The sequence below is a fragment of the Sphingopyxis sp. EG6 genome (assembly GCF_003609815.1).
GTDB lineage: Bacteria > Pseudomonadota > Alphaproteobacteria > Sphingomonadales > Sphingomonadaceae > Sphingopyxis.
In genome coordinates this window covers 3,670,262-3,696,723 of sequence record NZ_AP017603.1, presented here as the reverse complement: position 1 = coordinate 3,696,723, position 26,462 = coordinate 3,670,262, and the positions used below count along the sequence as shown (strand labels likewise).

Below are 26,462 nucleotides of genomic sequence, written 5' to 3'. Positions count from 1 at the left end.
TTTTGACTTTAGGATCATGAACTTAGATCTGGCTCTCCAGATCGTCGTCCAACGTGATCAGATCCGCGTAATGTTGCAGATCGTCACTTTCCGTACCGGTCTCCGGAACGATCGGGGTGTCTTCGCCCTTCGGCACACCCAGAGCATCCAGATCAACATCGCCGTCATTCTCTTCCAGCGGAAGATCGACGTCGCTGCCGCCGTCATCGTCGTCGGTCGCCTGATCGTCGGCCTGACCATCGTCGGCCAGTTCGAACGAGATGGCGTCCGCCAACAGACCGACAGCGGGCGGCTCGAACGGACCGTCACCATGGCCGACCGAGATCGACAGGGTGGCGTCCTCGGTTGCCCCGTTCGGATGTTCGAGGCGGTAGGTGAACTCGTCCACCCCACCGATCTCCCCGAGATCCGAGTTCGGTTCATAGGAGTAGCTGCCATCGGCATTGATGGTGAGCGTCCCATGGTCGCCGACAATGGTGCTGCCGTCGGTCACCTCGACGAAGTTGCCTGTTCCATCGTCCACCAGGAATTTGGTGTAGGTGGAACCGAGCGTGTCGTCCTCAAGCACATTCCCGGTCGCCGGGTCCGTGTCGTTGACGACGAACTCGTCGAGATGGGTGATGGACTGCCCGGTGAACTCGAGACTGAGCGTCCCGCCGAGAAGCGAGGCACCCGGCCGCGAGTAGGACGCGGTAACCGTGTAGTTGCCCGCAGGCAGACCACTCAGCACCTGATCCACACCGAACCCGCTGAAGAGACCCGACGTACCGGTTAGAGTCTGGCTGAAGCCATTGTCCCCGGTGATGGTCACCGTCAGCGAACCCGACTGCAACGCCTCGTCCGCCTCGTCCCGCGAACTGGCGACGAACTTGATGCTAGCCTCGTCGTTCGCGTCGACGGTGAACGTCCTCGTGACAGTAGCAGACGTGCCACCAAAACCGCCGCTGATAGCAGCAGTACCGGAGGCGCTTGGCCCGCCAGCCTCGACCCGGTTAGCGCTGTCGATCACGGCGGTGCCATCATCGTCATTCGCGACCATTTCGAGCGCCGCCGGCTGGGTCGGATCAGTCCAGATCAGGCCCTGACCTTCACTGTCGATGCCCACATAGAGCGTCGCAGTGTCGACGTTACCGTCGGCGTCCTCGATCGTGTAGGTGAACGCGTCCACCTGTCCGATCGCAGAACCCACCTCATTCGGTGTGTAGCTGTACGAGCCATCCGGATTGATCGTCAGCACGCCGTGGTCACCGTTGATGACGGTGCCAGGGCCGCCGACGGGCTGGCCATTGACTTCCGTGACGACGGTCGTCTCGGTGACCGTGTCATTTTCGTCAATGACGTTGCCGGTGACCGTTTCCGCTTCATAGCCACCGATAGTGGTATGATCGTAGAACTGGACGCCAGCGTTGACCGTCAGGAGCGTATCGATCCCGACGCCGCTTGCCCCACCGATTACACGGTACTCGCCCGGGCCAAGGTCCGGAATCTCGATCTGAGCAGAGTTGGCACCAATACCGATCAGATCAAGAATGCCGTTATCACCGATGCTGGTCATGGTGACCCAGTCCCCAGATTCGTCTCGAATTTGAATCTGAGCCTGAGCACCTGAGAACAGACCAACGAGCGACCCGGCGCTGACGGTTATCGTCGCATCGCCGGTGTGTCCCTCCTCAACAGTGAAGGTCACGCGCGGATAGGCGTCGAAAATCGCCTGACCGATACCGCCAAGGTCGATCAGGATGAGCGCAGTGTCATCCTTACTTACCGAACCGGCATCCGCCGGCAGGATATCGAGGTCAACGGTCGCATAATCATCCGTAGCTTCGACGTCAGCGTCGGCGTCCGCATCGGCGTCGGCGTCGGCGTCAGCATCCGCGTCGGCATCAGCGTCGGCGTCCGCATCAGCGTCGGCGTCCGCATCAGCATCCGCATCGGCGTCAGCGTCGGCATCAGCGTCAGCGTCAGCGTCCGCATCAGCGTCAGCATCGGCGTCCGCATCGGCATCCGCATCCGCGTCAGCATCGGCATCCGCGTCAGCATCGGCATCAGCGTCAGCGTCGGCATCCGCGTCGGCATCCGCGTCGGCGTCCGCGTCGGCGTCAGCATCGGCGTCAGCATCCGCATCAGCGTCAGCATCCGCGTCCGCATCGGCGTCAGCGTCGGCATCCGCATCTGCGTCAGCGTCGGCGTCCGCATCAGCGTCGGCGTCCGCATCGGCATCCGCATCAGCATCGGCATCAGCGTCAGCATCTGCGTCCGCATCGGCGTCGGCGTCCGCATCGGCGTCCGCATCAGCATCGGCATCAGCGTCAGCGTCAGCGTCAGCATCGGCGTCGGCGTCGGCGTCCGCATCAGCATCAGCATCCGCATCGGCGTCCGCGTCGGCGTCCGCATCAGCGTCGGCGTCCGCATCGGCGTCGGCGTCGGCGTCAGCATCGGCGTCAGCGTCAGCGTCAGCGTCAGCATCGGCGTCAGCGTCAGCATCGGCGTCCGCATCCGCGTCGGCATCCGCATCCGCGTCAGCGTCGGCGTCAGCATCCGCGTCGGCGTCAGCATCTGCGTCGGCGTCCGCATCAGCATCGGCATCCGCGTCAGCGTCAGCGTCAGCATCCGCGTCGGCATCAGCGTCCGCGTCGGCATCCGCATCGGCGTCGGCGTCCGCGTCAGCATCTGCGTCGGCATCCGCATCAGCGTCTGCGTCCGCATCAGCGTCCGCGTCCGCATCGGCGTCAGCGTCGGCGTCAGCGTCCGCATCGGCATCAGCGTCGGCGTCGGCATCCGCATCGGCATCGGCATCCGCGTCCGCATCGGCGTCCGCATCAGCATCGGCGTCGGCATCTGCGTCGGCATCCGCATCAGCGTCCGCATCAGCGTCGGCATCGGCATCAGCGTCGGCATCGGCGTCAGCGTCGGCATCAGCATCCGCATCAGCATCGGCGTCGGCATCCGCGTCAGCGTCGGCATCCGCGTCGGCGTCAGCGTCAGCGTCCGCATCAGCATCCGCATCAGCGTCGGCATCAGCGTCAGCGTCAGCGTCAGCATCGGCGTCGGCGTCGGCGTCCGCATCAGCGTCGGCATCAGCGTCAGCGTCAGCGTCAGCATCGGCGTCGGCGTCGGCGTCCGCATCAGCATCAGCATCCGCATCGGCGTCCGCGTCGGCGTCCGCATCAGCGTCGGCGTCCGCATCGGCGTCGGCGTCGGCGTCAGCATCGGCGTCAGCGTCAGCGTCAGCGTCAGCATCGGCGTCAGCGTCAGCATCGGCGTCCGCATCCGCGTCGGCATCCGCATCCGCGTCAGCGTCGGCGTCAGCATCCGCGTCGGCGTCAGCATCTGCGTCGGCGTCCGCATCAGCATCGGCATCCGCGTCAGCGTCAGCGTCAGCATCCGCGTCGGCATCAGCGTCCGCGTCGGCATCCGCATCGGCGTCGGCGTCCGCGTCAGCATCTGCGTCGGCATCCGCATCAGCGTCTGCGTCCGCATCAGCGTCCGCGTCCGCATCGGCGTCAGCGTCGGCGTCAGCGTCCGCATCGGCATCAGCGTCGGCGTCGGCATCCGCATCGGCATCGGCATCCGCGTCCGCATCGGCGTCCGCATCAGCATCGGCGTCGGCATCTGCGTCGGCATCCGCATCAGCGTCCGCATCAGCGTCGGCATCGGCATCAGCGTCGGCATCGGCGTCAGCGTCGGCATCAGCATCCGCATCAGCATCGGCGTCGGCATCCGCGTCAGCGTCGGCATCCGCGTCGGCGTCAGCGTCAGCGTCCGCATCAGCATCCGCATCAGCGTCGGCATCAGCGTCAGCGTCAGCGTCAGCATCGGCGTCGGCGTCGGCGTCCGCATCAGCATCAGCATCCGCATCGGCGTCCGCGTCGGCGTCCGCATCAGCGTCGGCGTCCGCATCGGCGTCGGCGTCGGCGTCAGCATCGGCGTCAGCGTCAGCGTCAGCGTCAGCATCGGCGTCAGCGTCAGCATCGGCGTCCGCATCCGCGTCGGCATCCGCATCCGCGTCAGCGTCGGCGTCAGCATCCGCGTCGGCGTCAGCATCTGCGTCGGCGTCCGCATCAGCATCGGCATCCGCGTCAGCGTCAGCGTCAGCATCCGCGTCGGCATCAGCGTCCGCGTCGGCATCCGCATCGGCGTCGGCGTCCGCGTCAGCATCTGCGTCGGCATCCGCATCAGCGTCTGCGTCCGCATCAGCGTCCGCGTCCGCATCGGCGTCAGCGTCGGCGTCAGCGTCCGCATCGGCATCAGCGTCGGCGTCGGCATCCGCATCGGCATCGGCATCCGCGTCCGCATCGGCGTCCGCATCAGCATCGGCGTCGGCATCTGCGTCGGCATCCGCATCAGCGTCCGCATCAGCGTCGGCATCGGCATCAGCGTCGGCATCGGCGTCAGCGTCGGCATCAGCATCCGCATCAGCATCGGCGTCGGCATCCGCGTCAGCGTCGGCATCCGCGTCGGCGTCAGCGTCAGCGTCCGCATCAGCATCCGCATCAGCGTCGGCATCAGCGTCAGCGTCAGCGTCAGCATCGGCGTCGGCGTCGGCGTCCGCATCAGCATCAGCATCCGCATCGGCGTCCGCGTCGGCGTCCGCATCAGCGTCGGCGTCCGCATCGGCGTCGGCGTCGGCGTCAGCATCGGCGTCAGCGTCAGCGTCAGCGTCAGCGTCAGCATCGGCGTCAGCGTCAGCATCGGCGTCCGCATCCGCGTCGGCATCCGCATCCGCGTCAGCGTCGGCGTCAGCATCCGCGTCGGCGTCAGCATCTGCGTCGGCGTCCGCATCAGCATCGGCATCCGCGTCAGCGTCAGCGTCAGCATCCGCGTCGGCATCAGCGTCCGCGTCGGCATCCGCATCGGCGTCGGCGTCCGCGTCAGCATCTGCGTCGGCATCCGCATCAGCGTCTGCGTCCGCATCAGCGTCCGCGTCCGCATCGGCGTCAGCGTCGGCGTCAGCATCGGCGTCAGCATCCGCATCAGCGTCAGCATCCGCGTCCGCATCGGCGTCAGCGTCGGCATCCGCATCTGCGTCAGCGTCGGCGTCCGCATCAGCGTCGGCGTCCGCATCGGCATCCGCATCAGCATCGGCATCAGCGTCAGCATCTGCGTCCGCATCGGCGTCGGCGTCCGCATCGGCGTCCGCATCAGCATCGGCATCAGCGTCAGCGTCAGCGTCAGCATCGGCGTCGGCGTCGGCGTCCGCATCAGCATCAGCATCCGCATCGGCGTCCGCGTCGGCGTCCGCATCAGCGTCGGCGTCCGCATCGGCGTCGGCGTCGGCGTCAGCATCGGCGTCAGCGTCAGCGTCAGCGTCAGCATCGGCGTCAGCGTCAGCATCGGCGTCCGCATCCGCGTCGGCATCCGCATCCGCGTCAGCGTCGGCGTCAGCATCCGCGTCGGCGTCAGCATCTGCGTCGGCGTCCGCATCAGCATCGGCATCCGCGTCAGCGTCAGCGTCAGCATCCGCGTCGGCATCAGCGTCCGCGTCGGCATCCGCATCGGCGTCGGCGTCCGCGTCAGCATCTGCGTCGGCATCCGCATCAGCGTCTGCGTCCGCATCAGCGTCCGCGTCCGCATCGGCGTCAGCGTCGGCGTCAGCGTCCGCATCGGCATCAGCGTCGGCGTCGGCATCCGCATCGGCATCGGCATCCGCGTCCGCATCGGCGTCCGCATCAGCATCGGCGTCGGCATCTGCGTCGGCATCCGCATCAGCGTCCGCATCAGCGTCGGCATCGGCATCAGCGTCGGCATCGGCGTCAGCGTCGGCATCAGCATCCGCATCAGCATCGGCGTCGGCATCCGCGTCAGCGTCGGCATCCGCGTCGGCGTCAGCGTCAGCGTCAGCGTCCGCATCAGCATCCGCATCAGCGTCGGCATCAGCGTCAGCGTCAGCGTCAGCATCGGCGTCGGCGTCGGCGTCCGCATCAGCATCCGCATCGGCGTCCGCGTCGGCGTCCGCATCAGCGTCGGCGTCCGCATCGGCGTCGGCGTCGGCGTCAGCATCGGCGTCAGCGTCAGCGTCAGCGTCAGCATCGGCGTCAGCGTCAGCATCGGCGTCCGCATCCGCGTCGGCATCCGCATCCGCGTCAGCGTCGGCGTCAGCATCCGCGTCGGCGTCAGCATCTGCGTCGGCGTCCGCATCAGCATCGGCATCCGCGTCAGCGTCAGCGTCAGCATCCGCGTCGGCATCAGCGTCCGCGTCGGCATCCGCATCGGCGTCGGCGTCCGCGTCAGCATCTGCGTCGGCATCCGCATCAGCGTCTGCGTCCGCATCAGCGTCCGCGTCCGCATCGGCGTCAGCGTCGGCGTCAGCGTCCGCATCGGCATCAGCGTCGGCGTCGGCATCCGCATCGGCATCGGCATCCGCGTCCGCATCGGCGTCCGCATCAGCATCGGCGTCGGCATCTGCGTCGGCATCCGCATCAGCGTCCGCATCAGCGTCGGCATCGGCATCAGCGTCGGCATCGGCGTCAGCGTCGGCATCAGCATCCGCATCAGCATCGGCGTCGGCATCCGCGTCAGCGTCGGCATCCGCGTCGGCGTCAGCGTCAGCGTCCGCATCAGCATCCGCATCAGCGTCGGCATCAGCGTCAGCGTCAGCGTCAGCATCGGCGTCGGCGTCGGCGTCCGCATCAGCATCAGCATCCGCATCGGCGTCCGCGTCGGCGTCCGCATCAGCGTCGGCGTCCGCATCGGCGTCGGCGTCGGCGTCAGCATCGGCGTCAGCGTCAGCGTCAGCGTCAGCATCGGCGTCAGCGTCAGCATCGGCGTCCGCATCCGCGTCGGCATCCGCATCCGCGTCAGCGTCGGCGTCAGCATCCGCGTCGGCGTCAGCATCTGCGTCGGCGTCCGCATCAGCATCGGCATCCGCGTCAGCGTCAGCGTCAGCATCCGCGTCGGCATCAGCGTCAGCGTCAGCGTCAGCATCGGCGTCGGCGTCGGCGTCCGCATCAGCATCAGCATCCGCATCGGCGTCCGCGTCGGCGTCCGCATCAGCGTCGGCGTCCGCATCGGCGTCGGCGTCGGCGTCAGCATCGGCGTCAGCGTCAGCGTCAGCGTCAGCATCGGCGTCAGCGTCAGCATCGGCGTCCGCATCCGCGTCGGCATCCGCATCCGCGTCAGCGTCGGCGTCAGCATCCGCGTCGGCGTCAGCATCTGCGTCGGCGTCCGCATCAGCATCGGCATCCGCGTCAGCGTCAGCGTCAGCATCCGCGTCGGCATCAGCGTCCGCGTCGGCATCCGCATCGGCGTCGGCGTCCGCGTCAGCATCTGCGTCGGCATCCGCATCAGCGTCTGCGTCCGCATCAGCGTCCGCGTCCGCATCGGCGTCAGCGTCGGCGTCAGCGTCCGCATCGGCATCAGCGTCGGCGTCGGCATCCGCATCGGCATCGGCATCCGCGTCCGCATCGGCGTCCGCATCAGCATCGGCGTCGGCATCTGCGTCGGCATCCGCATCAGCGTCCGCATCAGCGTCGGCATCGGCATCAGCGTCGGCATCGGCGTCAGCGTCGGCATCAGCATCCGCATCAGCATCGGCGTCGGCATCCGCGTCAGCGTCGGCATCCGCGTCGGCGTCGGCGTCAGCGTCAGCGTCCGCATCAGCATCCGCATCAGCGTCGGCATCAGCGTCAGCGTCAGCGTCAGCATCGGCGTCGGCGTCGGCGTCCGCATCAGCATCAGCATCCGCATCGGCGTCCGCGTCGGCGTCCGCATCAGCGTCGGCGTCCGCATCGGCGTCGGCGTCGGCGTCAGCATCGGCGTCAGCGTCAGCGTCAGCGTCAGCATCGGCGTCAGCGTCAGCATCGGCGTCCGCATCCGCGTCGGCATCCGCATCCGCGTCAGCGTCGGCGTCAGCATCCGCGTCGGCGTCAGCATCTGCGTCGGCGTCCGCATCAGCATCGGCATCCGCGTCAGCGTCAGCGTCAGCATCCGCGTCGGCATCAGCGTCCGCGTCGGCATCCGCATCGGCGTCGGCGTCCGCGTCAGCATCTGCGTCGGCATCCGCATCAGCGTCTGCGTCCGCATCAGCGTCCGCGTCCGCATCGGCGTCAGCGTCGGCGTCAGCGTCCGCATCGGCATCAGCGTCGGCGTCGGCATCCGCATCGGCATCGGCATCCGCGTCCGCATCGGCGTCCGCATCAGCATCGGCGTCGGCATCTGCGTCGGCATCCGCATCAGCGTCCGCATCAGCGTCGGCATCGGCATCAGCGTCGGCATCGGCGTCAGCGTCGGCATCAGCATCCGCATCAGCATCGGCGTCGGCATCCGCGTCAGCGTCGGCATCCGCGTCGGCGTCAGCGTCAGCGTCCGCATCAGCATCCGCATCAGCGTCGGCATCAGCGTCAGCGTCAGCGTCAGCATCGGCGTCGGCGTCGGCGTCCGCATCAGCATCAGCATCCGCATCGGCGTCCGCGTCGGCGTCCGCATCAGCGTCGGCGTCCGCATCGGCGTCGGCGTCGGCGTCAGCATCGGCGTCAGCGTCAGCGTCAGCGTCAGCGTCAGCATCGGCGTCAGCGTCAGCATCGGCGTCCGCATCCGCGTCGGCATCCGCATCCGCGTCAGCGTCGGCGTCAGCATCCGCGTCGGCGTCAGCATCTGCGTCGGCGTCCGCATCAGCATCGGCATCCGCGTCAGCGTCAGCGTCAGCATCCGCGTCGGCATCAGCGTCCGCGTCGGCATCCGCATCGGCGTCGGCGTCCGCGTCAGCATCTGCGTCGGCATCCGCATCAGCGTCTGCGTCCGCATCAGCGTCCGCGTCCGCATCGGCGTCAGCGTCGGCGTCAGCGTCCGCATCGGCATCAGCGTCGGCGTCGGCATCCGCATCGGCATCGGCATCCGCGTCCGCATCGGCGTCCGCATCAGCATCGGCGTCGGCATCTGCGTCGGCATCCGCATCAGCGTCCGCATCAGCGTCGGCATCGGCATCAGCGTCGGCATCGGCGTCAGCGTCGGCATCAGCATCCGCATCAGCATCGGCGTCGGCATCCGCGTCAGCGTCGGCATCCGCGTCGGCGTCAGCGTCAGCGTCCGCATCAGCATCCGCATCAGCGTCGGCATCAGCGTCAGCGTCAGCGTCAGCATCGGCGTCGGCGTCGGCGTCCGCATCAGCATCAGCATCCGCATCGGCGTCCGCGTCGGCGTCCGCATCAGCGTCGGCGTCCGCATCGGCGTCGGCGTCGGCGTCAGCATCGGCGTCAGCGTCAGCGTCAGCGTCAGCATCGGCGTCAGCGTCAGCATCGGCGTCCGCATCCGCGTCGGCATCCGCATCCGCGTCAGCGTCGGCGTCAGCATCCGCGTCGGCGTCAGCATCTGCGTCGGCGTCCGCATCAGCATCGGCATCCGCGTCAGCGTCAGCGTCAGCATCCGCGTCGGCATCAGCGTCCGCGTCGGCATCCGCATCGGCGTCGGCGTCCGCGTCAGCATCTGCGTCGGCATCCGCATCAGCGTCTGCGTCCGCATCCGCATCGGCGTCAGCGTCGGCGTCAGCATCCGCGTCGGCGTCAGCATCTGCGTCGGCGTCCGCATCAGCATCGGCATCCGCGTCAGCGTCAGCGTCAGCATCCGCGTCGGCATCAGCGTCCGCGTCGGCATCCGCATCGGCGTCGGCGTCCGCGTCAGCATCTGCGTCGGCATCCGCATCAGCGTCTGCGTCCGCATCAGCGTCCGCGTCCGCATCGGCGTCAGCGTCGGCGTCAGCGTCCGCATCGGCATCAGCGTCGGCGTCGGCATCGGCATCCGCATCGGCATCGGCATCCGCGTCCGCATCGGCGTCCGCATCAGCATCGGCGTCGGCATCCGCGTCAGCGTCGGCATCCGCGTCGGCGTCAGCGTCAGCGTCCGCATCAGCATCCGCATCAGCGTCGGCATCGGCATCGGCATCGGCATCCGCATCCGCATCCGCATCGGCATCCGCGTCCGCATCGGCGTCAGCATCGGCATCAGCGTCAGCATCGGCGTCGGCATCAGCATCGGCATCGGCATCGGCATCAGCATCCGCATCAGCGTCGGCATCGGCATCTGCGTCCGCGTCAGCATCCGCATCGGCGTCAGCGTCGGCGTCCGCATCAGCGTCCGCGTCCGCGTCCGCGTCAGCATCCGCGTCGGCATCGGCGTCCGCATCAGCATCGGCGTCAGCGTCAGCGTCGGCGTCAGCGTCAGCGTCGGCGTCAGCGTCAGCGTCCGCATCAGCGTCGGCATCGGCATCGGCATCGGCATCGGCATCGGCATCGGCATCGGCATCAGCGTCGGCATCCGCATCGGCGTCGGCATCCGCATCGGCGTCCGCATCCGCATCGGCGTCGGCGTCGGCATCGGCATCCGCATCCGCATCGGCATCCGCGTCCGCGTCCGCGTCCGCGTCCGCATCGGCATCCGCATCGGCATCGGCATCCGCGTCCGCATCGGCGTCGGCATCCGCGTCAGCGTCAGCGTCCGCGTCCGCGTCCGCGTCCGCATCGGCGTCAGCATCGGCATCCGCATCGGCATCGGCATCCGCGTCCGCATCGGCGTCGGCATCCGCATCGGCGTCAGCATCCGCGTCGGCATCGGCGTCCGCATCAGCATCGGCGTCAGCGTCAGCGTCCGCGTCCGCATCGGCGTCAGCGTCAGCGTCAGCGTCAGCGTCGCTATCGGGCCGGCGATCATCGTCGTCGTCAGCAAGGATGATCACGCCGCCTAAAGCTGCAAGACCAGCCAATGCTCCGACAGTCGGAATGACGGCGGCCGCCGCCTCATTCGCCGCGGAGCCCAAAATGACATCGAGCGATCCGATTTCCGAGAACTGGAAATTGGCATAGCCAGGACTATGGCGGCCCCACCAGAGGTTGCCATCATCGTCTTCCAGGACGAGCTCGCTTTCGTCGCCGTTCGGTCCGTCGACGAAGAAGTTCCGAATGCGAATGGTCTCGCCGGATTTCAGGGTCAGGATCAGATCCTCCCCTTCCTTCACATACGATTGCACATCGCGTGGATGATAAGAGAGCTGAACGACGCTCACCTCATCAAGGGTGATGACGTTTCCGACCTGTTTCAGGTCTAACGTCTCGGTAGATCGATCTACCTTGCTTACTATTTTTGTAGCCATAACCGGATAGGTTCCTCAAGCTATTGGCGAAGGACTGTTTTTTTGAGAACTGCGCTCCCTCGATGCAGCAAAAGGGGGCGTAAAAGCGAGGAGAGATCCCCTCGACTTCACCGCCCGAACAAACCGGTAGGCTACCGGCACATCACATGCGGCCGAGCAATCAAGCACCTCAGGGCCGAGGACAGTCTGTCCCCGGCCCATTGCCATGCACCCGCTTCCATCATCGGGAATGAGGCCGGCAGAAGCCGCCCGATGCGGTCCGCCTGGCGGAGAGGTGGCGAGCACTGCTCGACCGCTTCCGCCGCTGCCCCACCCACTTACGTATTCAAGGGAGAGGCAGCGGTGAAAGAATGCACGGTGGCGTGCAGCACTCGCCACCGTGCAGCCACCAGGTATGAAGCAGGGTCTATCGGGGGGGACGCTTCGATACCCGGCAAGCAAAGTCAGTAGCGCAAGCGCAATCGGACCGAACGGATTCAGTTCGACCGATCGACCGTAAGTCATAACCTCGGACAGCGTTTCTGCGGCGACAAAGCCCAAACCGATCCAAGCGAGGAACAAGAGGCTCTCGCGGCGCCGCAGCGCAGGAATCCGGAACTTTCGGCCGGGACGATCACGGAAACGTCTGGAATGAGCGACGGCGGCGATCATGACACCGCTCCGCCGAACAGATGTAGAGCGACGAGCCCTCCGACCGGAACCCAGAATAAGAGCGCCGCCCAGGCTGGCGACTGATCGCCATTGGTTTCGCCGCGAGATTGCGAACGCTCCCCAAGATCCGATTCCTTGGTCCGCGCATCAGGTGAGAGGCAGCCGTCTGGTTTCCGCTCCGGGAGCGAGGGGGCAGTTCGCCTTTCCTCTCGCCGTGATGACCAATAGAGGGCGGAACCCAAAACGATCAAAATGGACAGAAGAAGGACTGGGGTGAACAGCAGCATCACCCAGATCAGGAGCGGCAACCCGAAGAGAGCTATTGCCCGAACCCAGCCTGGCGCCTTCCCCACAGAGGGGCAGTTCGGCTGATCCCAATCGCTCGATGTCTGATATGGATCTTGGGTGACCAGCCAGTCGACCCGCGATCTCGAACCGGCCTCCGCCCTATCATGCGGCGACTGCTCGGCCGACATGTGCAGGGCTCCGCCATGGTCCTGACCGATGGGGCGGCCGCCAGACGCATGCGCTCGGTACAGGAACAGGTCCAGATCCCTCATCACGCCGCCCCCCGAGCGAAATGAGCTACGGTCGCGTCACGAAATCGATTCAGGGCCTCGACCTGGCGATTGGGAAACAACCATGACCGGACCACACTCGGACGACCGACGCAGTTCCCCTGGATCCAGTCGGCTCCGAGGCTCTCCAAGAACTCGCGCTGAGTTTCCGTTTCGACCCCTTCGACAACCACAAGGGACGAAATCGCGTGCGCCAGCCCAATCACGCTCGCAAGTATCCGGCGATCGCGCTCCGATCGGTCCATGCGCCGAACGAACGACCCATCGACCTTCACGATATCCGGAGAGAGCGCGAGCAACCGCCGGATCGAAGCGAAGCCGACCCCAAAATCATCGACGGCGATGCGGCACCCGAGACGCCGCATACGATCCGTGAATATCGTCGCCTCGGAAGGGCTGAGTTCAGCCGTTTCTGTAATTTCAAAGACGAGGCGCCGGGCGACATCGCGCCGCTTCAGCAGTCGGCTTTCGATAGCGATCCACCACTGGTCGAAGACGGCGCTGAGAGCGGAGATGTTCGCCGCGAGAACGACCGTCGGATCACACTCGAGCTGATCGATGACACGGGACACGACCTGATGGTCGAGATGCCGGACGAGGCCCAGCCGCTCCAAGGCGCCGAGGGCGTCGTGCGGAGCAGCGTCATCGCCATCCGCAGCCTGTGCCGTCCGGAGCAGACCCTCATAATAGAGAATTTCATATGGATCGGACGAGCTGCGAATTGGCTGCCAGGCCAAATAGAAGTCGTCGCCTTCAATGGCCCGCAGAAGGCCACTGGCCTCCACCATATCCGATCGATAACGGCCCACCCAACCGGCATCCGGACGCGCCGGCGCAACTGCCGGCTCGTCCTGATCCTTTGGTGCGGCCGCGTCAGTGGATAACGCGGCCGCACCCGAGCCGGGCTCGGAGGCGACCCGCCGGGCTCTTACCGGATGACATGACAAAACCAGATGGATGCTGTGCCCATCATACGCAAAGGGGCGCGCCGCCGCACTGGCGCAGAGAGCAAGCGCCAGACTTTGCGACGCGCCCTCGCCATGGACGTTCGGGCGACCCGCTTGAGGGGGGAGCCGCACCTCGATCCACTGCCCGTCCGCAACGATCCAGCTGTTGCGCACGATGGTCGCAACGGGGATGCCTATGATCGTGCCGAGCTGCGCAATGACATGAGCCAAGGCGCAATCTGCAGCGCCCTCGCCATAGGCATCCCTGACCGCCCAGAGATTTTCGATTCGAAGCGCGAATACGTTTTCCAGTGCATCTGCGGCAGAACCCTCGGACCGCTCCGGAGGGCTAATGCCTGCCTGACGATCTTGCCTTCGCTGATCCCCCATCTTCGCCCCCTGGAATCGGGCAGAGGAGCCGCCTGATTCTGAGACGGAATAGCCAAATCTGTATCAGGTGGCAAGAAATCTTTGGGAAAGCCCCGTTTTGGATGTTAACCGTTGGTTGAGCGTCCCCGATTACTTTCGGCAGGTCCGGATCTCTATTTATCGAAGATTCACTTTCGCGATACGATTGCGAAGGTGAAGAGAATCCGGTGTTCGGCACATTGCAGCCCTTGTGGCGCGCATTCGATTTTGATCTTGTCTTCGATTTCGGCTTGCTCACGCCCGTAAGGCTGTCGCACCACATGCGCGATGCGATCTCCCGCTCTTCCGGGCCCATGGCGCTCGTGTAGATTGCAGTTGTCTTGATGTCGGCATGCCCTAGAGTCTTTCCGATGTTGAATGAATCGCGGGGGATTCCCAGGGGCTCAGAAGTGTGATTCAAGCTGGCCACTGGTGAGGAGGCCAGCATGGATGAGGCCATTATCGCAGGATTTGCGGGTTCGATTTTGCCGTGCTCTGGATCGGGGCATGTCGGCGCGGGCGGCGGCCCGGTTGCTGGAGGTGAGCCCGGCCACGGGGGTTCGCTGGGCACAGGCATGGCGGACGCGAGGTTCGGTTGAGCCGGGCAAGGTCGGCGGTCACATGCGGCCGTTGCTGGCGGGTGAGCGCGAGTGGCTGCTGGCTCGGATCGAACAGAAGAAGGATCTGACCCTGCACGAGTTGCTGGCCGAGCTGCGTGACGAGCGGGGAGTTACGGTGTGCTGCGACACGCTGTGGCGGTTCCTCAGGCGGTGCGGCAAGACGTTTAAAAAAAGACGCTCTTCGCCAAGGAGCAAGACCGGCCCGACGTCGTTCGCCGCCGTGCCCGCTGGCGCTGGGTCCAGCGCTGGGTAGACCCCAAGCGGATGGTCTTCATCGACGAGACCTGGGCGAAGACCAACATGACTCGCACCCATGGCTGGCATACCAAGGGTGAGGCGCTGATCGACAAGGTGCCGCACGGGCATTGGAAGACGCTGACCTTCATTGCCGGGCTGCGCCATGACGGCATCGTCGCTCCTTGCGTTATCGACGGCCCGATCAACGGCGAGAGCTTCACCGCCTGGGTCGAGCAGTTCCTGATCCCCGAGCTGGAGCCGGGCTGCATCGTCGTGGTCGACAACCTCGGCAGCCACAAAGGCAGCCAGGTGCGCAAACTGCTCAAGACGGCGGGCATCAGGCTGTTCTTCCTGCCGCCCTACTCGCCCGATCTGAACCCCATCGAGGAAATGTTCGCCAAGCTCAAACGCCTGCTCCGAAAGGCCAACGAGCGCACCGTCGAAACCACATGGCGGCGCATCGGAAAACTGCTCGATCACTTCCCGCCCAACGAGTGCGCCAACTACATCCGTGGAGCCGGATATGCCTCAATCTAAGCCAGAAAGACTCTAGCCAGCGTTGAACCAGGTTCAGCGGCACCTTGGCCTGAATGGCGCAGACGCCGAATCCGTGGCGCAACCCCTTAGGTGTCGCTTGAGCGCCCGCAATGCCAGCTTGCTGCATTACCTCGCAAATCCGCCGATATCCCGTCATTCGCGACCACGGCCACAGCCGTTCGCTCGGCTGTGCCTTTGAGGACATCAGGGCTTTAAGGTGCTCGAGGAGTTCGGTGGGCAGCGGGATGGCCCGAAACACTTGCTTGCCGCGCTTCTTGAGGCACTCGATAATGACATGCTCCGCCTCGAAGTCGATGTTCTTCCCGGTGAGCGCCAGAGCCTCCGAAATACGGCAGCCGGTTGCAGCGATTATCCAGCAGAACGTCCGAACCGCCTCGCTCTTCTGCTTGGCCACTTCCAGGAAGGAAGCCCTTTCGGATCTCGTGAGGTACTTCCGCTGACCCTCACGGTTATACATCGTCCAAGGCATCTGTTTACGCTCCTCCGTCGCTGTTGACGACGGGGGCGTAGCGGCAGAATCGTTTCTAAAGCGCTGATTTCCTTGGGTTGATACAGATTTGGCTAAAGTGTATCCAACAATATTTTCAGTCGGCATCGATCTTCTCCGGTTTGAAAGGCGGAATAGCCGCCTCTCTCCCCCTGCGATGGCGTAGCGCACGAGACATTCCCTAGCTCCTGCGCCGAAGTCTCCTAGACCACTTCTGACCGTTCCTGTTGAACGGGCGCCCCCGGTACGCCCGAATTTTCGGCCGAACCGATTGGCCTGACGGCTGCACGCCAAGACCAGCCCTGGTCTTGGTGGACGCGCTTGCGTCCATCCTGCGCGACGAACTGCACGATGGCAGCGTAACACTCACCCGCGTCGATAACGCGATCCTGCAGTCCGACAACCTGACCGCACGGTCTTCCATGAAGCCAATCTCAGACCCTTCTCTCGAAGCCTTGTATGGGCCAATTATGAAGAATTTATAAGTTCGCAGGAGATTTTGAAAGCAGCAATCGCATGTCATGGTGGCGCGGCCGCAATGCCGTGCCATCAGCCTGGCTTGACGGAGCATTATCCTCGCCGGTCGCGACGCCACTCAGTCGGACTTGCGCCCATGTGCTTGCGAAAGGTTGCTGTGAGATGGCTGTGACTCGCAAAGCCGGTAGCGAGCGCAATCTCGGTTATCGGCATGGAGGTGCCGCGGAGCATGGCCCGCACACGAATGAGGCGACGCTCGATTACATATTGGATAGGCGTCGTGCCAAAGGCGGCACGGAAGGCGGTCAGAAAATTGTGAATGCTGCGCTCCACCAGGGCCGCCATGAGTTCCAGCGAGAGGGGCTCGCTCAGATGATCCTCGATAAAGCTGCGTAGCAAGGCCTGCTCGCGAAGCGAGAAACGCGCCGGCAAAGCGATCTGCTCGCTGACCATATCCCCCAGCGCATATTCGTGCAGGAGGTGCATGCGCAGCACTTCGGCCAGATTCTCGGCGAGCATCTGCCCGAGATCATCTTCCGCGTCGATCAAAGAGACCAGGCGCTCGCCGGCTCGCGCCACAAACGGATCGGTGCCTGCGATCACCGGACGCAGGTCGGTGCCCGGACTGCCATGCAGCCGAGCAGGAAGTTGAATCTCGATAAAGCCTGCAGTGTTGCCGCGCGCAAGCGCTGTATAGCGCCTGCCAGCGGGGACGAGCCAGATTCCGCCAATTTCCGGAAGAATGTCGCTACGCGGCCCGTTGTCGAAATCTGTTTCCAGCGAAGTCATGCGGCCTTCGGTATGGATGACGAGCACATGGCGATCCTGCTCGAAGGTCCATTCCGTCGGGCACCGAATATCTTCAAGCGCTGTCGCGACTGTTATTCCGCGCCAAGTTGCGCTGCGGCGGCTCAACTCCTGCCGTGGATACGCAACCATCCTTCGCTCATGATGCATAGATTACAAGTCCTCGCTTTCGTGGAGATCCCGCTCTTGTCGGTAAAATTGCAAGATGACCGATTTATTTGAAAGCGAGATGGCGGCCCAGCAGCTATCTTCTTCGGAATCGATGCCGCGTTTGTCGGCAGCGGTATTGCATAGGAGACAAATCATATGGCCGATCACAGCATCAGAGGAAAAACCGTCATCATCGCGGGCGGCGCGAAGAACCTGGGCGGGCTAATCGCTCGCGATCTGGCCGAGCATGACGCGAAAGCGATTGCCATTCACTACAACAGCGCTTCGACGAAAGCTGAGGCGGACGCAACCATCGCGGCGGTCAAGGCGGCCGGCGCCGAAGCAGTGGCCTTCCAGGCTGATCTGACCACCGCAGGCGCCATGGAAAAACTGTTCGCGGACACGGTCGCCGCGATCGGTCGGCCCGACATTGCCATCAACACGGTCGGCAAGGTGCTAAAGAAGCCAATCGTCGAGATCTCCGAAGCCGAATATGATGAAATGAGCGCTGTGAACGCCAAAACGGCTTTCTTCTTCCTCAAGGAGGCCGGTCGCCATGTAAACGACAATGGCAAAATCTGTACGCTGGTGACTTCGCTGCTTGGTGCCTACACACCGTTCTATGCCGCCTATGCCGGCACCAAGGCGCCGGTCGAGCATTTCACGCGGGCGGCCTCGAAGGAGTTTGGCGAACGCGGCATCTCGGTGACGGCGATCGGCCCCGGGCCGATGGATACGCCCTTCTTCTATCCGGCCGAAGGTGCGGATGCTGTCGCGTACCACAAGACGGCGGGCGCGTTGTCGAACTTCTCCAAAACCGGTCTCACCGATATCGAGGACATCGTTCCCTATGTCCGCTTCATGGTTTCCGAAGGCTGGTGGATGACCGGGCAAACGATTCTCGTGAACGGCGGCTACACGACGAAGTGACCTCGAAGGCATGGGCCGCCCCGCGACGATCAGGGTGGCCGGTCATCGGTGGTGACACGCCTCGAAGAGGAGACCCGGATCGGCAAAGGCGGGACCCTGGCGGCGCAGCTGTCGCGGCTCGATCTGATCGTGCTCGACGAGCTTGGATATCTGCCGTTCGCACGCTCGGGAGGGCAGTTGCTGTTCCACCTCATCAGCAAGCTCTATGAGCGCACCAGCGTCATCATCACCACGAACCTCGCCTTCGGCGAATGGCCGACCGTGTTCGGCGATCCCAAGATGACCACGGCGCTGCTCGACCGCGTCACCCACCACTGCGATATCGTCGAGACCGGCAACGACAGCTGGCGCTTCAAAAACCGCAGCTGACCGCCACCTTCGGCGCCTTCAAAAATCTATCTTGCGCTGCGCGCGCCTCCGGTCGGGCTACGCCCGCCCTCCGCCGCACGCAGCGCAAGGCCATCCTCAACAAACCCTCAGCATATCCTCAAAGGGGGTCCCTCTTCGACGCCGATCGGGGGTCCCTTTTGAACGCCGTTTGACACTCATAGGGGTAGTGTCGTGATTCGGCTCTGGATGTGGACCCAGCAGAGCTGGAGACAGATGACCCAGATTACGAGGAAGACGAAGCGGTAGCCGCCGCAGTGATATCGCGGGACGATCAACGCGCTGGCTCTTGCAAAATACGATATGATGCAACATAACTCGCCTGCGGCGTTGGGGGCAGGTGTGATCGAATCTTGCAAGTGGTCGGCTGGCGTCGTGTTCGCGATGGTCGCTGCGACGGGCGCTGAAGCACAGGACCGAGTATCGGAAGCCGACATCGTGGTTACGGGTGAGCGATTCGAAGACACACCGATGTTCTCCGTAACATAGCTCGGGTCCCCGGACATCGCGCAACGCTTCACCGATGGCATCCTCGATCATATAGGCAAGCTGACCGACTTCCCCCGGCGCGGCACGATGTGCGACGATCTGCGGCCGGGCCTGCGAACGACGACCTAGCTCTGCCGTGTGATTATCGCCTTTGCGGTGGAAGACACGGCGGTCGTCATTCGGCGGCAGCCGAGTAGGCGGCCTCCTCGTCCACCGGCTCCGGGTCGGCCTTGAGATGGCAATGAACCCAGTGGTTCTTCCTGATCTCCTTGCGCTTGGTGCGCAGCCGATAGGACAGCCCGAGATCCTCGCCAACGGTGACGAAATAGGCGCCGGCCGGCTTGTCGCCCTTTATTTCCGGCTCGATCACAAGGTTTTCCCACCACCACCACCATCATCACCAACCGATTTGAACGGTCATGCGAAAGGAGCGGAGGCTGTTGTCTCCAACTTTAGAGGCATTGTCTCCAGCCGGCGTCGGCCGTTGTCTCCAATCACGACCTTGCCCGATGGGGGGAGAGAAAACCCTCCCGATAGCGCGGGGGACTGTCATCACCTTCGCCAGCCTAGCCAGAAGTGGCCCATTCTTGCCGATTTTCTGGAGACATTATGGAGACAACGGCCGTTTCGAGGGCTTTGTCTCCAACAAAAAAGCGGCCCGAAGGCCGCTTAATGTCCTGATTTCTCGGGAAAACGCTGGAGCGGGCGAAGGGATTCGAACCCTCGACCCCAACCTTGGCAAGAAATTACTGCAAATACCCCAGAGCTTCTTTTTCTACGCCAAGGTACGAAAATCCAAGCATTTGTTGACTTCGGCCTACGATAATTTATCCTAGCCCTACCCTGCGAAGCGGTGATTTTCTATTACGTCCTCATTACTTTTCGAATCGGCCACCCTCGCGTAATATGATGGAGGAACTTGTGGCGCTTGCGAAGCTCAATAAGCGGACGGTCGATGCGCTGGCTGCACCAGCGACAGGCCAGGCATTTCTTTGGGATACCGAGATCAAAGGTTTCGGTGTCCGTGTCGGCGCAACCGGGACGAAAACCTTCGTCATCCAGTATATGAATGAGGAAGGCCGGGTTCGGCGAGTGAAGATCGGGCGCTTCGGCGTGATGACGGTCGAGCAAGCCCGCGAGCTCGCGAAGATTCAGTTGGGCAAGGTCGCCTCTGGCGAAGATCCCGCAGAGGAGTCGCGCCGGGTCCGGAAGGATCTCAATGTCGCCGAGATGTGCGAATGGTATCTCGTCGAAGCGCGAGCCGGCCGCATTCTTGGACGGAAGAACCGCCCGATCAAGGACACCTCGCTCAACATGGATGAGAGCCGCATCCTGACGCATATCATCCCGCTGATGGGCAAACGCCTCGTGCGGAAGCTGACGATCGCCGACGTCGAGGCAATGCAAAATGACATTGCAACCGGTCAGACCCGAAAGCCTCCTTCGGGCGGGCGCGGCGGCCGCCCGACGGGCGGTGCCGGCGTTGCCGGGAGGAGCCTCGGCACCCTCCAGGCCATCCTAGGCCATGCAAAGCACAAGGGACTGATTGCGGAACATCCTACGAAGGGCGCGAAGAAGCTCGCGACCAAGAAAAGGACCCGGCGTCTCAGCATCGCCGAGATCGAGCTGCTGGGTCGGGCGATCGGCCGGGCCGAACTGGGTTCCGAGAACCCCGTTGCGCTCGCAATTGTCAGGACGCTCCTTCTGACCGGCTATCGGCGCGAAGAGGCGCAGGCGCTGCAGCGGCAGTGGGTTAACCCCATGGGCGGCTACGTCGCGTTCCCCGACACGAAGAGCGATGCACAATTTCGGGCGATCGGACCCGAGGCGATCAAGATCGTCGTCGCTCAACCCGAAATAGCCGGCTGCCCCTACGTCTTTCCCGCGTCGAATGGCGAAGGCCCGTTTACCGCCGTCAGCGACTGCTTGGCCCGACTATGCCGCTCGGCCGGCATTGAGGGCGTAACGCCGCATACGCTGCGCCACACCTTCGGCAGCATGGCGGGCGAACTCGGCTTCTCCGAGCTCACGATCCGCGCGATGCTAGGCCACGCGTCGCAAAGTGTGACGCAGGACTATGTTCATATCGATGAAGCCGTGAAGCTGGCGGTCAGCCGCACTTCGGACGAGATCGCAAAACATCTTGAGACTGGCGTGCGGAAGGCGGCAAAGATGAAGTTCGCCGCCTGATCAAGGCGGCGAACCGTCGCGCGCCTCCATTTGCTCGAGAAGCTGCACTCCGATGATTTCCAAATCGGACTTGCCGATATCGGCAACTCTCCGGATCGAGAGGTCATGCTTTAGTATGGCAAGGTCCATCATCAGATCGGGCTCGCCATTCTCCTTCACGTAAGTGGGAACCAGAATGAACGAGCCACCCGCGGGATAGTTATCGAGAAAGAACCTCAGATTCGTGTCGGCGGCAGGTTCGAGCAGCTTGAGGCGGCTCGGCATGCTCACCAGCGTACCAGCGAAATCCCCTGGCTCAGTTCCCGCCATCAATAGCACCGCATAGTGGGACGGGGGCCGACCAGGTAGTTCGCGCAAGATCGCGATGTGGATAGCCCCTTTGGCATCTCGTGCGCCGAACCGTTCGCGCCAACGCTCGAAAATTTGGCGTCCCGCCTCGCGATCCTCAAAGTGCAATCCGACGATCGGGAGATCATGCTGCAGACCGAGCATCACGCCGATCCAGCGGGCCTGCTCCCATTGCGGAATGTCCAAGATCGAGCGCACTTCGACGCTGCGGTGATCGCCAGTCGCGTATCGCTCGCTGATTGTTTCTTCTTCGGGATCAGCCTCTGGCACCCTTACAATTACCGGCCGGTCGGCCTTCGGCGGAAACCGCTCGAGCGATAGCTCGTTCCAATCCGTCAGTCGCGACGCTGGACTGTTCATCGCCCGGATGCGGCTGTTCGAACTCGCGACTGCGGCGCTGACGCGCTCAAGGAGTGATTCTTCCCGAAAAAGCTTCTCCAGAGATATTTTTTGCCGGTCGGCGAGTGAGGTCGCGACGAGCATCAGCGTTGAGAGAAGCAGGAATTGGCTATGGGTTCCGCTCTCACCGAGATGATCGGCGGGTGTCGATCCGGCAGGCCAATGAAGTTTGGCGCGCATGTTATTGCCATCGAAATCAACGTTCGGTGCTGTGGCAACATCGCTTTCCACGAGATCGATATCAAAGCGCTCGACGAATGCTCCGATCCGCAGGCCGATAACCGTAGCAAACAGCGTGTCGATAACCGCCAGCAGGGTTTGGCCGGCGAGCAGCGCTGTGTCGCTGCCCGATAGATGCACCGCGACGCGCATGCCGATAACGCGGGTCTCGATGCTGTGCGGTCGCGGGCTGCCGGTAACCAGCGGCCGACCACCGAGGTCGCCCGCTGGCTGGTTGGCCGCGCGCGCGAACATGCCTTCAAGTCCCCCTTCCGGCTCCTCCTCGGGCTGACGTTCACCCAGGCGCTCCGCATACACGCGCCACCGCCGCGCGAAGCACGTCGATATCTCTGGCACTTGGCCGAGGTGCAGATTGGGGCGTCGTGCTCATGGGAAATATCGACTCAAATGTTCCCTTTATGTTCCACCGAGTCAAAGGGCGCGTCAAGCGGGCCGCGACGAACCGCCGGGAATCGGTGCGCGCCTTCCGCCCGGCCTCTGTAAAAGCGAAACAAATTGGGCTCATGATCGTGACGGCTGCGTCCTGCTGACGGAACGAGGATCGCCGCCAAAGCATTGGAAGACCGGTGACGGACCTATTGCGAGGCGAATCATGCGTGAGAATCACAGCCGCTATTCCACCGTCTCGATCGTCCTGCACTGGACGATCGCCATCCTGATCATCGCCAATGCCACCTTTGGCGGCTGGATGGAGGACGCCTCGGACAGCGAGAAACTTGGCTATTATCATCTGCACAAATCGGTCGGGATCACGATCCTCGCGCTCAGCATTATCCGGCTCGGTTGGCGCTTCGGCCATCCCTGGCCGGCCTTCCCCGGCGGCATGCCGTCATGGGAACGGATGCTCGCGCGCACGACCCATGTCCTCTTCTATGTGCTGATGATCGGCGCCCCGCTTCTCGGCTGGGCCGCAGCGTCGGCGGGCGGGGCGCCTGAAGTGCCGCTTTACGGCGCCGTGCCCGCGCCCAATCTTCCGCTACCGCTGAACGAGGATCTCGCCGAAGAGCTCGGCGACATACACAAGCTGATGGTGAAGGCCATTTACGTCGTGCTCGCGCTGCATGTTCTCGGCGCGCTCAAGCATCATTTTTTCGACAAGGACGAAGTGCTCCACCGGATGCTGCCGCTGTTTCGCAATCCGCGCGGCTGACACGCGTCGGCGTCACGGCATGCTGTCGTCGCGGCTGAGCAGGCCGAGGGTGCGCTCATCGCGCTCGCCGCCGAACCAGCGGATGAGCGCGGCGGAGAAGAGCGGCCGCCGGCTCACGGCCTCGAACAATGTCAGCGATGAACGCAGCTTGACGGCGTCGACCTCGCCGAAGACCGCCACCGGGTCGCTTGCCGGCAGGTCCTGGATCGCTTCGACGCATTCGGCATAGCGCGCGCCGAGAAGCGGATGGGCCAGATAGGCCCGCGCCTCATCGGCTCCCGCGAGACCGTAGAGCTTCGACGTCGCGCTTCGGCCAAGGCCTGCCAGCTGCGGGAATATGAACCACATCCAGTGCGAGCACTTCTTGCCGCGGCGAATCTCGCCGAGCGCGCGCGGGTAGATTTGCTCTTGCGCGGTCACGAACAGATCGAGTCCCTCTTCGTTCGTCATAAGGCAAGAGCGCCTTGTGCAGGCGGCTTACCATATACCTGCGTCACCTCGAGGCTGCCTTCGGGAAGCCATTTCAATATGTCCTCGGCCGGAACGCGCGGATCGAGCCAAGCGGCCCATTGATCGCGTGGCAGCGGAATGATCTGGCGATGGTGATAGGGTGCGATGTCGGGACCTGCGTCCATGGTCAGGAGGCTGAAGGCTTCGCCGACATGGCTGTCGCGCCAGACGCCGGCCATGCAGAACCAGCGATGGTCCTTCAGCGTGAACAGCCACTTGTCGAGCCGCTTCTGCGCAGGGTCGGTGGGATCGGTGAACTCATAGAAACCGTCGCAGAGGACGAGGCATCGCTGCATGCCGAGATCGCGGCGCTCCGAGCGCACATTATAGACCGGTTTGCCGCCCTGTCCGGGCCAGCTCCAGCGCCGGTTGACGAGCGATCCGGCGGCGGCGCCGTCGCTGCTCTTCACGATCGGCGCTGTATCGGTGATGCGGACATCCTCGCGCGCCGGCACGTTCGGTGCGCCCTCGGGCATGTCGATCTTGATCTGGAGGTTGTCGAAGTCCTCGGCGATCGACGCGATGTCAATTTCGAGCCGATAATCATTGCACATGCGCGTCGGCCCCCTCGCCCTTGCGACTCAACATCGTTCCCATTATGTTCCACATATGGGTATCGCGCCAACCCCTTTCGATCCCGACGCCCCGAGCGGAGGCGTGCAAGCGCTCGTCCGGCGCAATCCCGACAATATGACCGAGATCGAAATGGTCAAAGCGGTTTGGGGTTCCGACCCGCGGTTTAGCGACGGGATCAATTATCGTTTCGTGCGCGCCGAGGGCCGCGCCTTCCCGGCGCGCCGCTGCCTGATCCCGGCGTCCGAGTTTCGCATGGGAACCGGCGATCACCGCTACCGGGTGACGCTCGACAGCGGCAATTTCTTCTATCTCGCCGCAGTGTGGGACCCGCCACTCGCCGACTGGCCGCTGTCCTACCGCATCCTCACCATCCCGGCGGGCGCCGATGTCATTCCCTATCAGTCGCGCCACGGCGTGATCATCCAGCGGCGCGACGCGAACCATTGGCTCGACGGCAGCCTGCCGAACGAGCTGCTGTTCGAGGAACCGCCGCGTCGCACGCTGTTCGTTGAGCCTTTGCGCAAACAGGCGGAACTTCCGCTCTAGGTCATGATGTCGCCGGCCCGCAGGGCCCGAACAACCGCACTCTTGGCGAGCCCGCAGCGGGGCGGCGTGCGATGCGCTCCCGTGCCTAGCCGCCGCCCCGCAAGGATAGCGAGCCGAGTGTGCCGCGCGGCCAAAACAAAAGTGCGACCCCTGGCCGAGCCTGCGAGGCCAGAGCGCGCTCATCAGATGCCGCGCCCGACATGCCGCCGCGCGGCCGTCCCGCCGGGCACGCCGGCGGGACGTACCGGCTCAGCCGTTCAGACGATCCTTGACGGCCTTCGCGGCGCCGAAGGTCAGCTTCTTCGAAGCCGCAATCTGGATGGTTTCGCCAGTCGAGGGATTGCGGCCTTCACGCGCGGCCGATTCCTTGACCTTGAACTTGCCGAAGCCGTTCACCGAGACTTCGTCGCCCTTGGCGGCGGCGTCGGTGATCGCAGCGAAAACGGCATCGACAGCCTTCTTCGCATCGGCCTTGCTCAGACCAAGTGCGGTTGCGACGCTGTCCGACAGTTCGGCGTGGTTCATAAAATCATCTCCTTGAGCGGCCGGAAGGATCCCGGCCGGGCGGGCGCTATAGCGCCGCGGACGGATCGGCGCCATCTGCGCCGCGCCAAGGCGCGGCACGGCGAGTTGCACTCGGTGGCGGCGTGCGGCAGTAGCGGCGGATGCTTCCCCACCGCCTCATCGCATCCGCCCTGCTCCTGCTGGCTGCCGCCTGCTCGCCCGCGACCTCCGCACCCGCGAACCCGTCTGCTCCATCGAAACCGCTCAAGCTTGCGAGCTGGAACCTGGAATTTCTCGCCGCGAGGAACGGCGAAGGCTGCAACCCCAGGGATGACAGCGATTATGCCGCGATGCGCCGCATCGTCGACGACCTCGACGCCGATGTGATCGCCTTTCAGGAGGCCGAGAATGAGACCGCCGCGGCGCGGGTCTTCGACCCCGCCAAATATGTCGTGATCATGGAAGCGCGGAAGGGCGCGCCGGGCGGCACCTGCGGCGGCAAGTTCCCGTCGCAGACGGTGATCCGCCAAGCGGTCGGTTTTGCGATCCGCAAGGATATGGCCTTCGATCGCCATGCCGATGTGACGTCGCTGATGCGCGGCAACGAACAGCTTCGCTCGGGCGTCGACATCACGCTCCGCCCCGAGGGCCGCACACCGATCCGCCTTCTCGGCATCCACCTCAAGTCAGGCTGCTTCTCCGGGAACGAGGCGAAGGCCTGCCCCATATTCCAGGACCAGATTCCGGCGCTCGAAGCCTGGATCGACGCGGCCGCCGCCGGGCCCGAGCGCTTCGCGGTGCTGGGCGACTGGAACCGGCGGCTCGCGCTTCCCGGCGACGCGATCTGGACTAAAATCGACGATGGCGATCCGGCCAACGCCGATTTGATGCTCGCCGACGCGGGCCAGCCGCCGGCCTGCGATCCGCGTTACGACAGTTTCATCGATCATATCGTGCTCGACCGGCGCGCCGCCGCCGACCGGACGGGGTTCAGCGAAACGCTCTATGCGCCCGGCGAGAAGCATTATTCGGACCACTGCCCGATCGCGGTCACGCTGCGGCGATAGAAAAATTCCGGGCCTCGAAGTAGCCCACGGAACCATCGCGCGCCCGGCACGTTTCACTTACCTGTCCAGACGAAAGAATGGCAGAATTTGATCGCATCTTCGGATGCAATCTAGGGAAGCCCCGCT

At 64.2% G+C, this 26,462-nt stretch carries 14 protein-coding genes and 4 pseudogenes; 8 read left to right on the top strand and 10 right to left on the bottom strand.

Translation table 11 applies throughout. From position 1 onward, the window contains the following. Positions 1-22 precede the first annotated feature (22 nt). Positions 23-1,621: pseudogene (locus SPYCW_RS19390) on the bottom strand (BapA/Bap/LapF family large adhesin); the annotation flags it as partial. Between the two features lie 39 nt (positions 1,622-1,660). Between SPYCW_RS19390 and SPYCW_RS19385 the strand changes: the two are divergent. Then, entirely contained in the window at positions 1,661-10,675 is a 9,015-nt protein-coding gene (locus SPYCW_RS19385; protein WP_232014757.1) for a hypothetical protein, read from the top strand. 57 nt (positions 10,676-10,732) lie between these two features. On the opposite strand, the pseudogene SPYCW_RS19570 reads toward SPYCW_RS19385, so the two are convergent. Beyond that, positions 10,733-11,080, bottom strand: a pseudogene (locus tag SPYCW_RS19570) (BapA/Bap/LapF family prefix-like domain-containing protein); the annotation flags it as partial. Between the two features lie 1,210 nt (positions 11,081-12,290). After that, entirely contained in the window at positions 12,291-13,646 is a 1,356-nt protein-coding gene (locus SPYCW_RS17795; protein WP_120217870.1) for an EAL domain-containing protein, read from the bottom strand. Positions 13,647-14,114: 468 nt separating this feature from the next. On the opposite strand from SPYCW_RS17795, the gene SPYCW_RS17790 reads away from it, so the two are divergent. After that, positions 14,115-15,058 (top strand): IS630 family transposase gene (locus SPYCW_RS17790; protein ID WP_120216151.1). Its coding sequence is split into 2 segments (ribosomal slippage): positions 14,115-14,450 and positions 14,453-15,058, totalling 942 coding nucleotides; the frame shifts between segments, so codons are not numbered across the junction. Positions 15,059-15,083: 25 nt separating this feature from the next. On the opposite strand, the pseudogene SPYCW_RS19565 reads toward SPYCW_RS17790, so the two are convergent. Next, a pseudogene (locus SPYCW_RS19565) lies at positions 15,084-15,536 on the bottom strand (tyrosine-type recombinase/integrase); the annotation flags it as partial. 600 nt (positions 15,537-16,136) lie between these two features. Continuing rightward, positions 16,137-16,958, bottom strand: coding sequence for a helix-turn-helix domain-containing protein (locus SPYCW_RS17780; RefSeq protein ID WP_172595546.1), 822 nt, complete (start codon positions 16,956-16,958; stop codon positions 16,137-16,139). A 198-nt stretch (positions 16,959-17,156) separates the two neighbouring features. Here SPYCW_RS17780 and SPYCW_RS17775 point away from each other — a divergent pair, with 198 nt between their 5' ends. Both SPYCW_RS17775 and SPYCW_RS17770 read left to right on the top strand, forming a co-directional pair. Continuing rightward, positions 17,157-17,930 carry an SDR family oxidoreductase gene (locus SPYCW_RS17775; protein ID WP_120217867.1) on the top strand — a complete coding sequence of 258 codons (774 nt, stop codon included), beginning with the start codon at positions 17,157-17,159 and terminating at the stop codon, positions 17,928-17,930. Positions 17,931-17,978: 48 nt separating this feature from the next. Next, a pseudogene (locus tag SPYCW_RS17770) lies at positions 17,979-18,299 on the top strand (ATP-binding protein); the annotation flags it as partial. Positions 18,300-18,981: 682 nt separating this feature from the next. On the opposite strand, the gene SPYCW_RS17755 reads toward SPYCW_RS17770, so the two are convergent. Then, entirely contained in the window at positions 18,982-19,176 is a 195-nt protein-coding gene (locus tag SPYCW_RS17755; protein WP_120217865.1) for a hypothetical protein, read from the bottom strand. A 551-nt stretch (positions 19,177-19,727) separates the two neighbouring features. Between SPYCW_RS17755 and SPYCW_RS17750 the strand changes: the two genes are divergently transcribed. Next, entirely contained in the window at positions 19,728-20,996 is a 1,269-nt protein-coding gene (locus tag SPYCW_RS17750; RefSeq protein WP_120218387.1) for a site-specific integrase, read from the top strand. Here the strand turns inward: SPYCW_RS17750 and SPYCW_RS17745 are convergent, their stop codons facing one another. Beyond that, complete coding sequence (locus SPYCW_RS17745; protein WP_145986011.1) at positions 20,997-22,280, bottom strand: hypothetical protein; 1,284 nt, start codon at positions 22,278-22,280, stop codon at positions 20,997-20,999. Positions 22,281-22,575: 295 nt separating this feature from the next. Between SPYCW_RS17745 and SPYCW_RS17740 the strand changes: the two genes are divergently transcribed. Beyond that, complete coding sequence (locus SPYCW_RS17740) at positions 22,576-23,133, top strand: cytochrome b (protein WP_037553336.1); 558 nt, start codon at positions 22,576-22,578, stop codon at positions 23,131-23,133. A 12-nt stretch (positions 23,134-23,145) separates the two neighbouring features. Here SPYCW_RS17740 and SPYCW_RS17735 read toward each other — a convergent pair whose 3' ends face one another. Both SPYCW_RS17735 and SPYCW_RS17730 read right to left on the bottom strand, forming a co-directional pair. Then, complete coding sequence (locus tag SPYCW_RS17735) at positions 23,146-23,583, bottom strand: DUF1810 domain-containing protein (protein WP_037553335.1); 438 nt, start codon at positions 23,581-23,583, stop codon at positions 23,146-23,148. Further along, positions 23,580-24,197, bottom strand: coding sequence for an SOS response-associated peptidase family protein (locus tag SPYCW_RS17730; RefSeq protein WP_037553333.1), 618 nt, complete (start codon positions 24,195-24,197; stop codon positions 23,580-23,582). The genes SPYCW_RS17735 and SPYCW_RS17730 overlap by 4 nt, the downstream gene beginning before the upstream one ends. Before the next feature lie 103 nt (positions 24,198-24,300). Here SPYCW_RS17730 and SPYCW_RS17725 point away from each other — a divergent pair, with 103 nt between their 5' ends. After that, the gene (locus SPYCW_RS17725; protein ID WP_231732705.1) at positions 24,301-24,765 is read left to right on the top strand and encodes an SOS response-associated peptidase family protein; all 465 of its coding nucleotides are present in this window, start codon (positions 24,301-24,303) and stop codon (positions 24,763-24,765) included. 249 nt (positions 24,766-25,014) lie between these two features. On the opposite strand, the gene SPYCW_RS17720 is transcribed toward SPYCW_RS17725, so the two are convergent. Beyond that, positions 25,015-25,290 carry an HU family DNA-binding protein gene (locus SPYCW_RS17720; RefSeq protein ID WP_037553418.1) on the bottom strand — a complete coding sequence of 92 codons (276 nt, stop codon included), beginning with the start codon at positions 25,288-25,290 and terminating at the stop codon, positions 25,015-25,017. Positions 25,291-25,430: 140 nt separating this feature from the next. On the opposite strand from SPYCW_RS17720, the gene SPYCW_RS17715 reads away from it, so the two are divergent. Beyond that, on the top strand, positions 25,431-26,336 hold the full coding sequence (locus SPYCW_RS17715) for an endonuclease/exonuclease/phosphatase family protein (RefSeq protein ID WP_037553331.1): 906 nt from the start codon (positions 25,431-25,433) through the stop codon (positions 26,334-26,336). Positions 26,337-26,462 lie beyond the last annotated feature (126 nt).

Excerpts from the sequence above, each read along its gene's own strand:
- SPYCW_RS17715 (WP_037553331.1), top strand. The coding sequence starts at position 25,431 with ATGCTTCCCCACCGCCTCATCGCATCCGCCCTGCTCCTGCTGGCTGCC.
- SPYCW_RS17735 (WP_037553335.1), bottom strand. The coding sequence starts at position 23,583 with ATGACGAACGAAGAGGGACTCGATCTGTTCGTGACCGCGCAAGAGCAA.
- SPYCW_RS17730 (WP_037553333.1), bottom strand. The coding sequence starts at position 24,197 with ATGTGCAATGATTATCGGCTCGAAATTGACATCGCGTCGATCGCCGAG.
- SPYCW_RS17720 (WP_037553418.1), bottom strand. The coding sequence starts at position 25,290 with ATGAACCACGCCGAACTGTCGGACAGCGTCGCAACCGCACTTGGTCTG.
- SPYCW_RS17795 (WP_120217870.1), bottom strand. The coding sequence starts at position 13,646 with ATGGGGGATCAGCGAAGGCAAGATCGTCAGGCAGGCATTAGCCCTCCG.
- SPYCW_RS17740 (WP_037553336.1), top strand. The coding sequence starts at position 22,576 with ATGCGTGAGAATCACAGCCGCTATTCCACCGTCTCGATCGTCCTGCAC.
- SPYCW_RS17775 (WP_120217867.1), top strand. The coding sequence starts at position 17,157 with ATGGCCGATCACAGCATCAGAGGAAAAACCGTCATCATCGCGGGCGGC.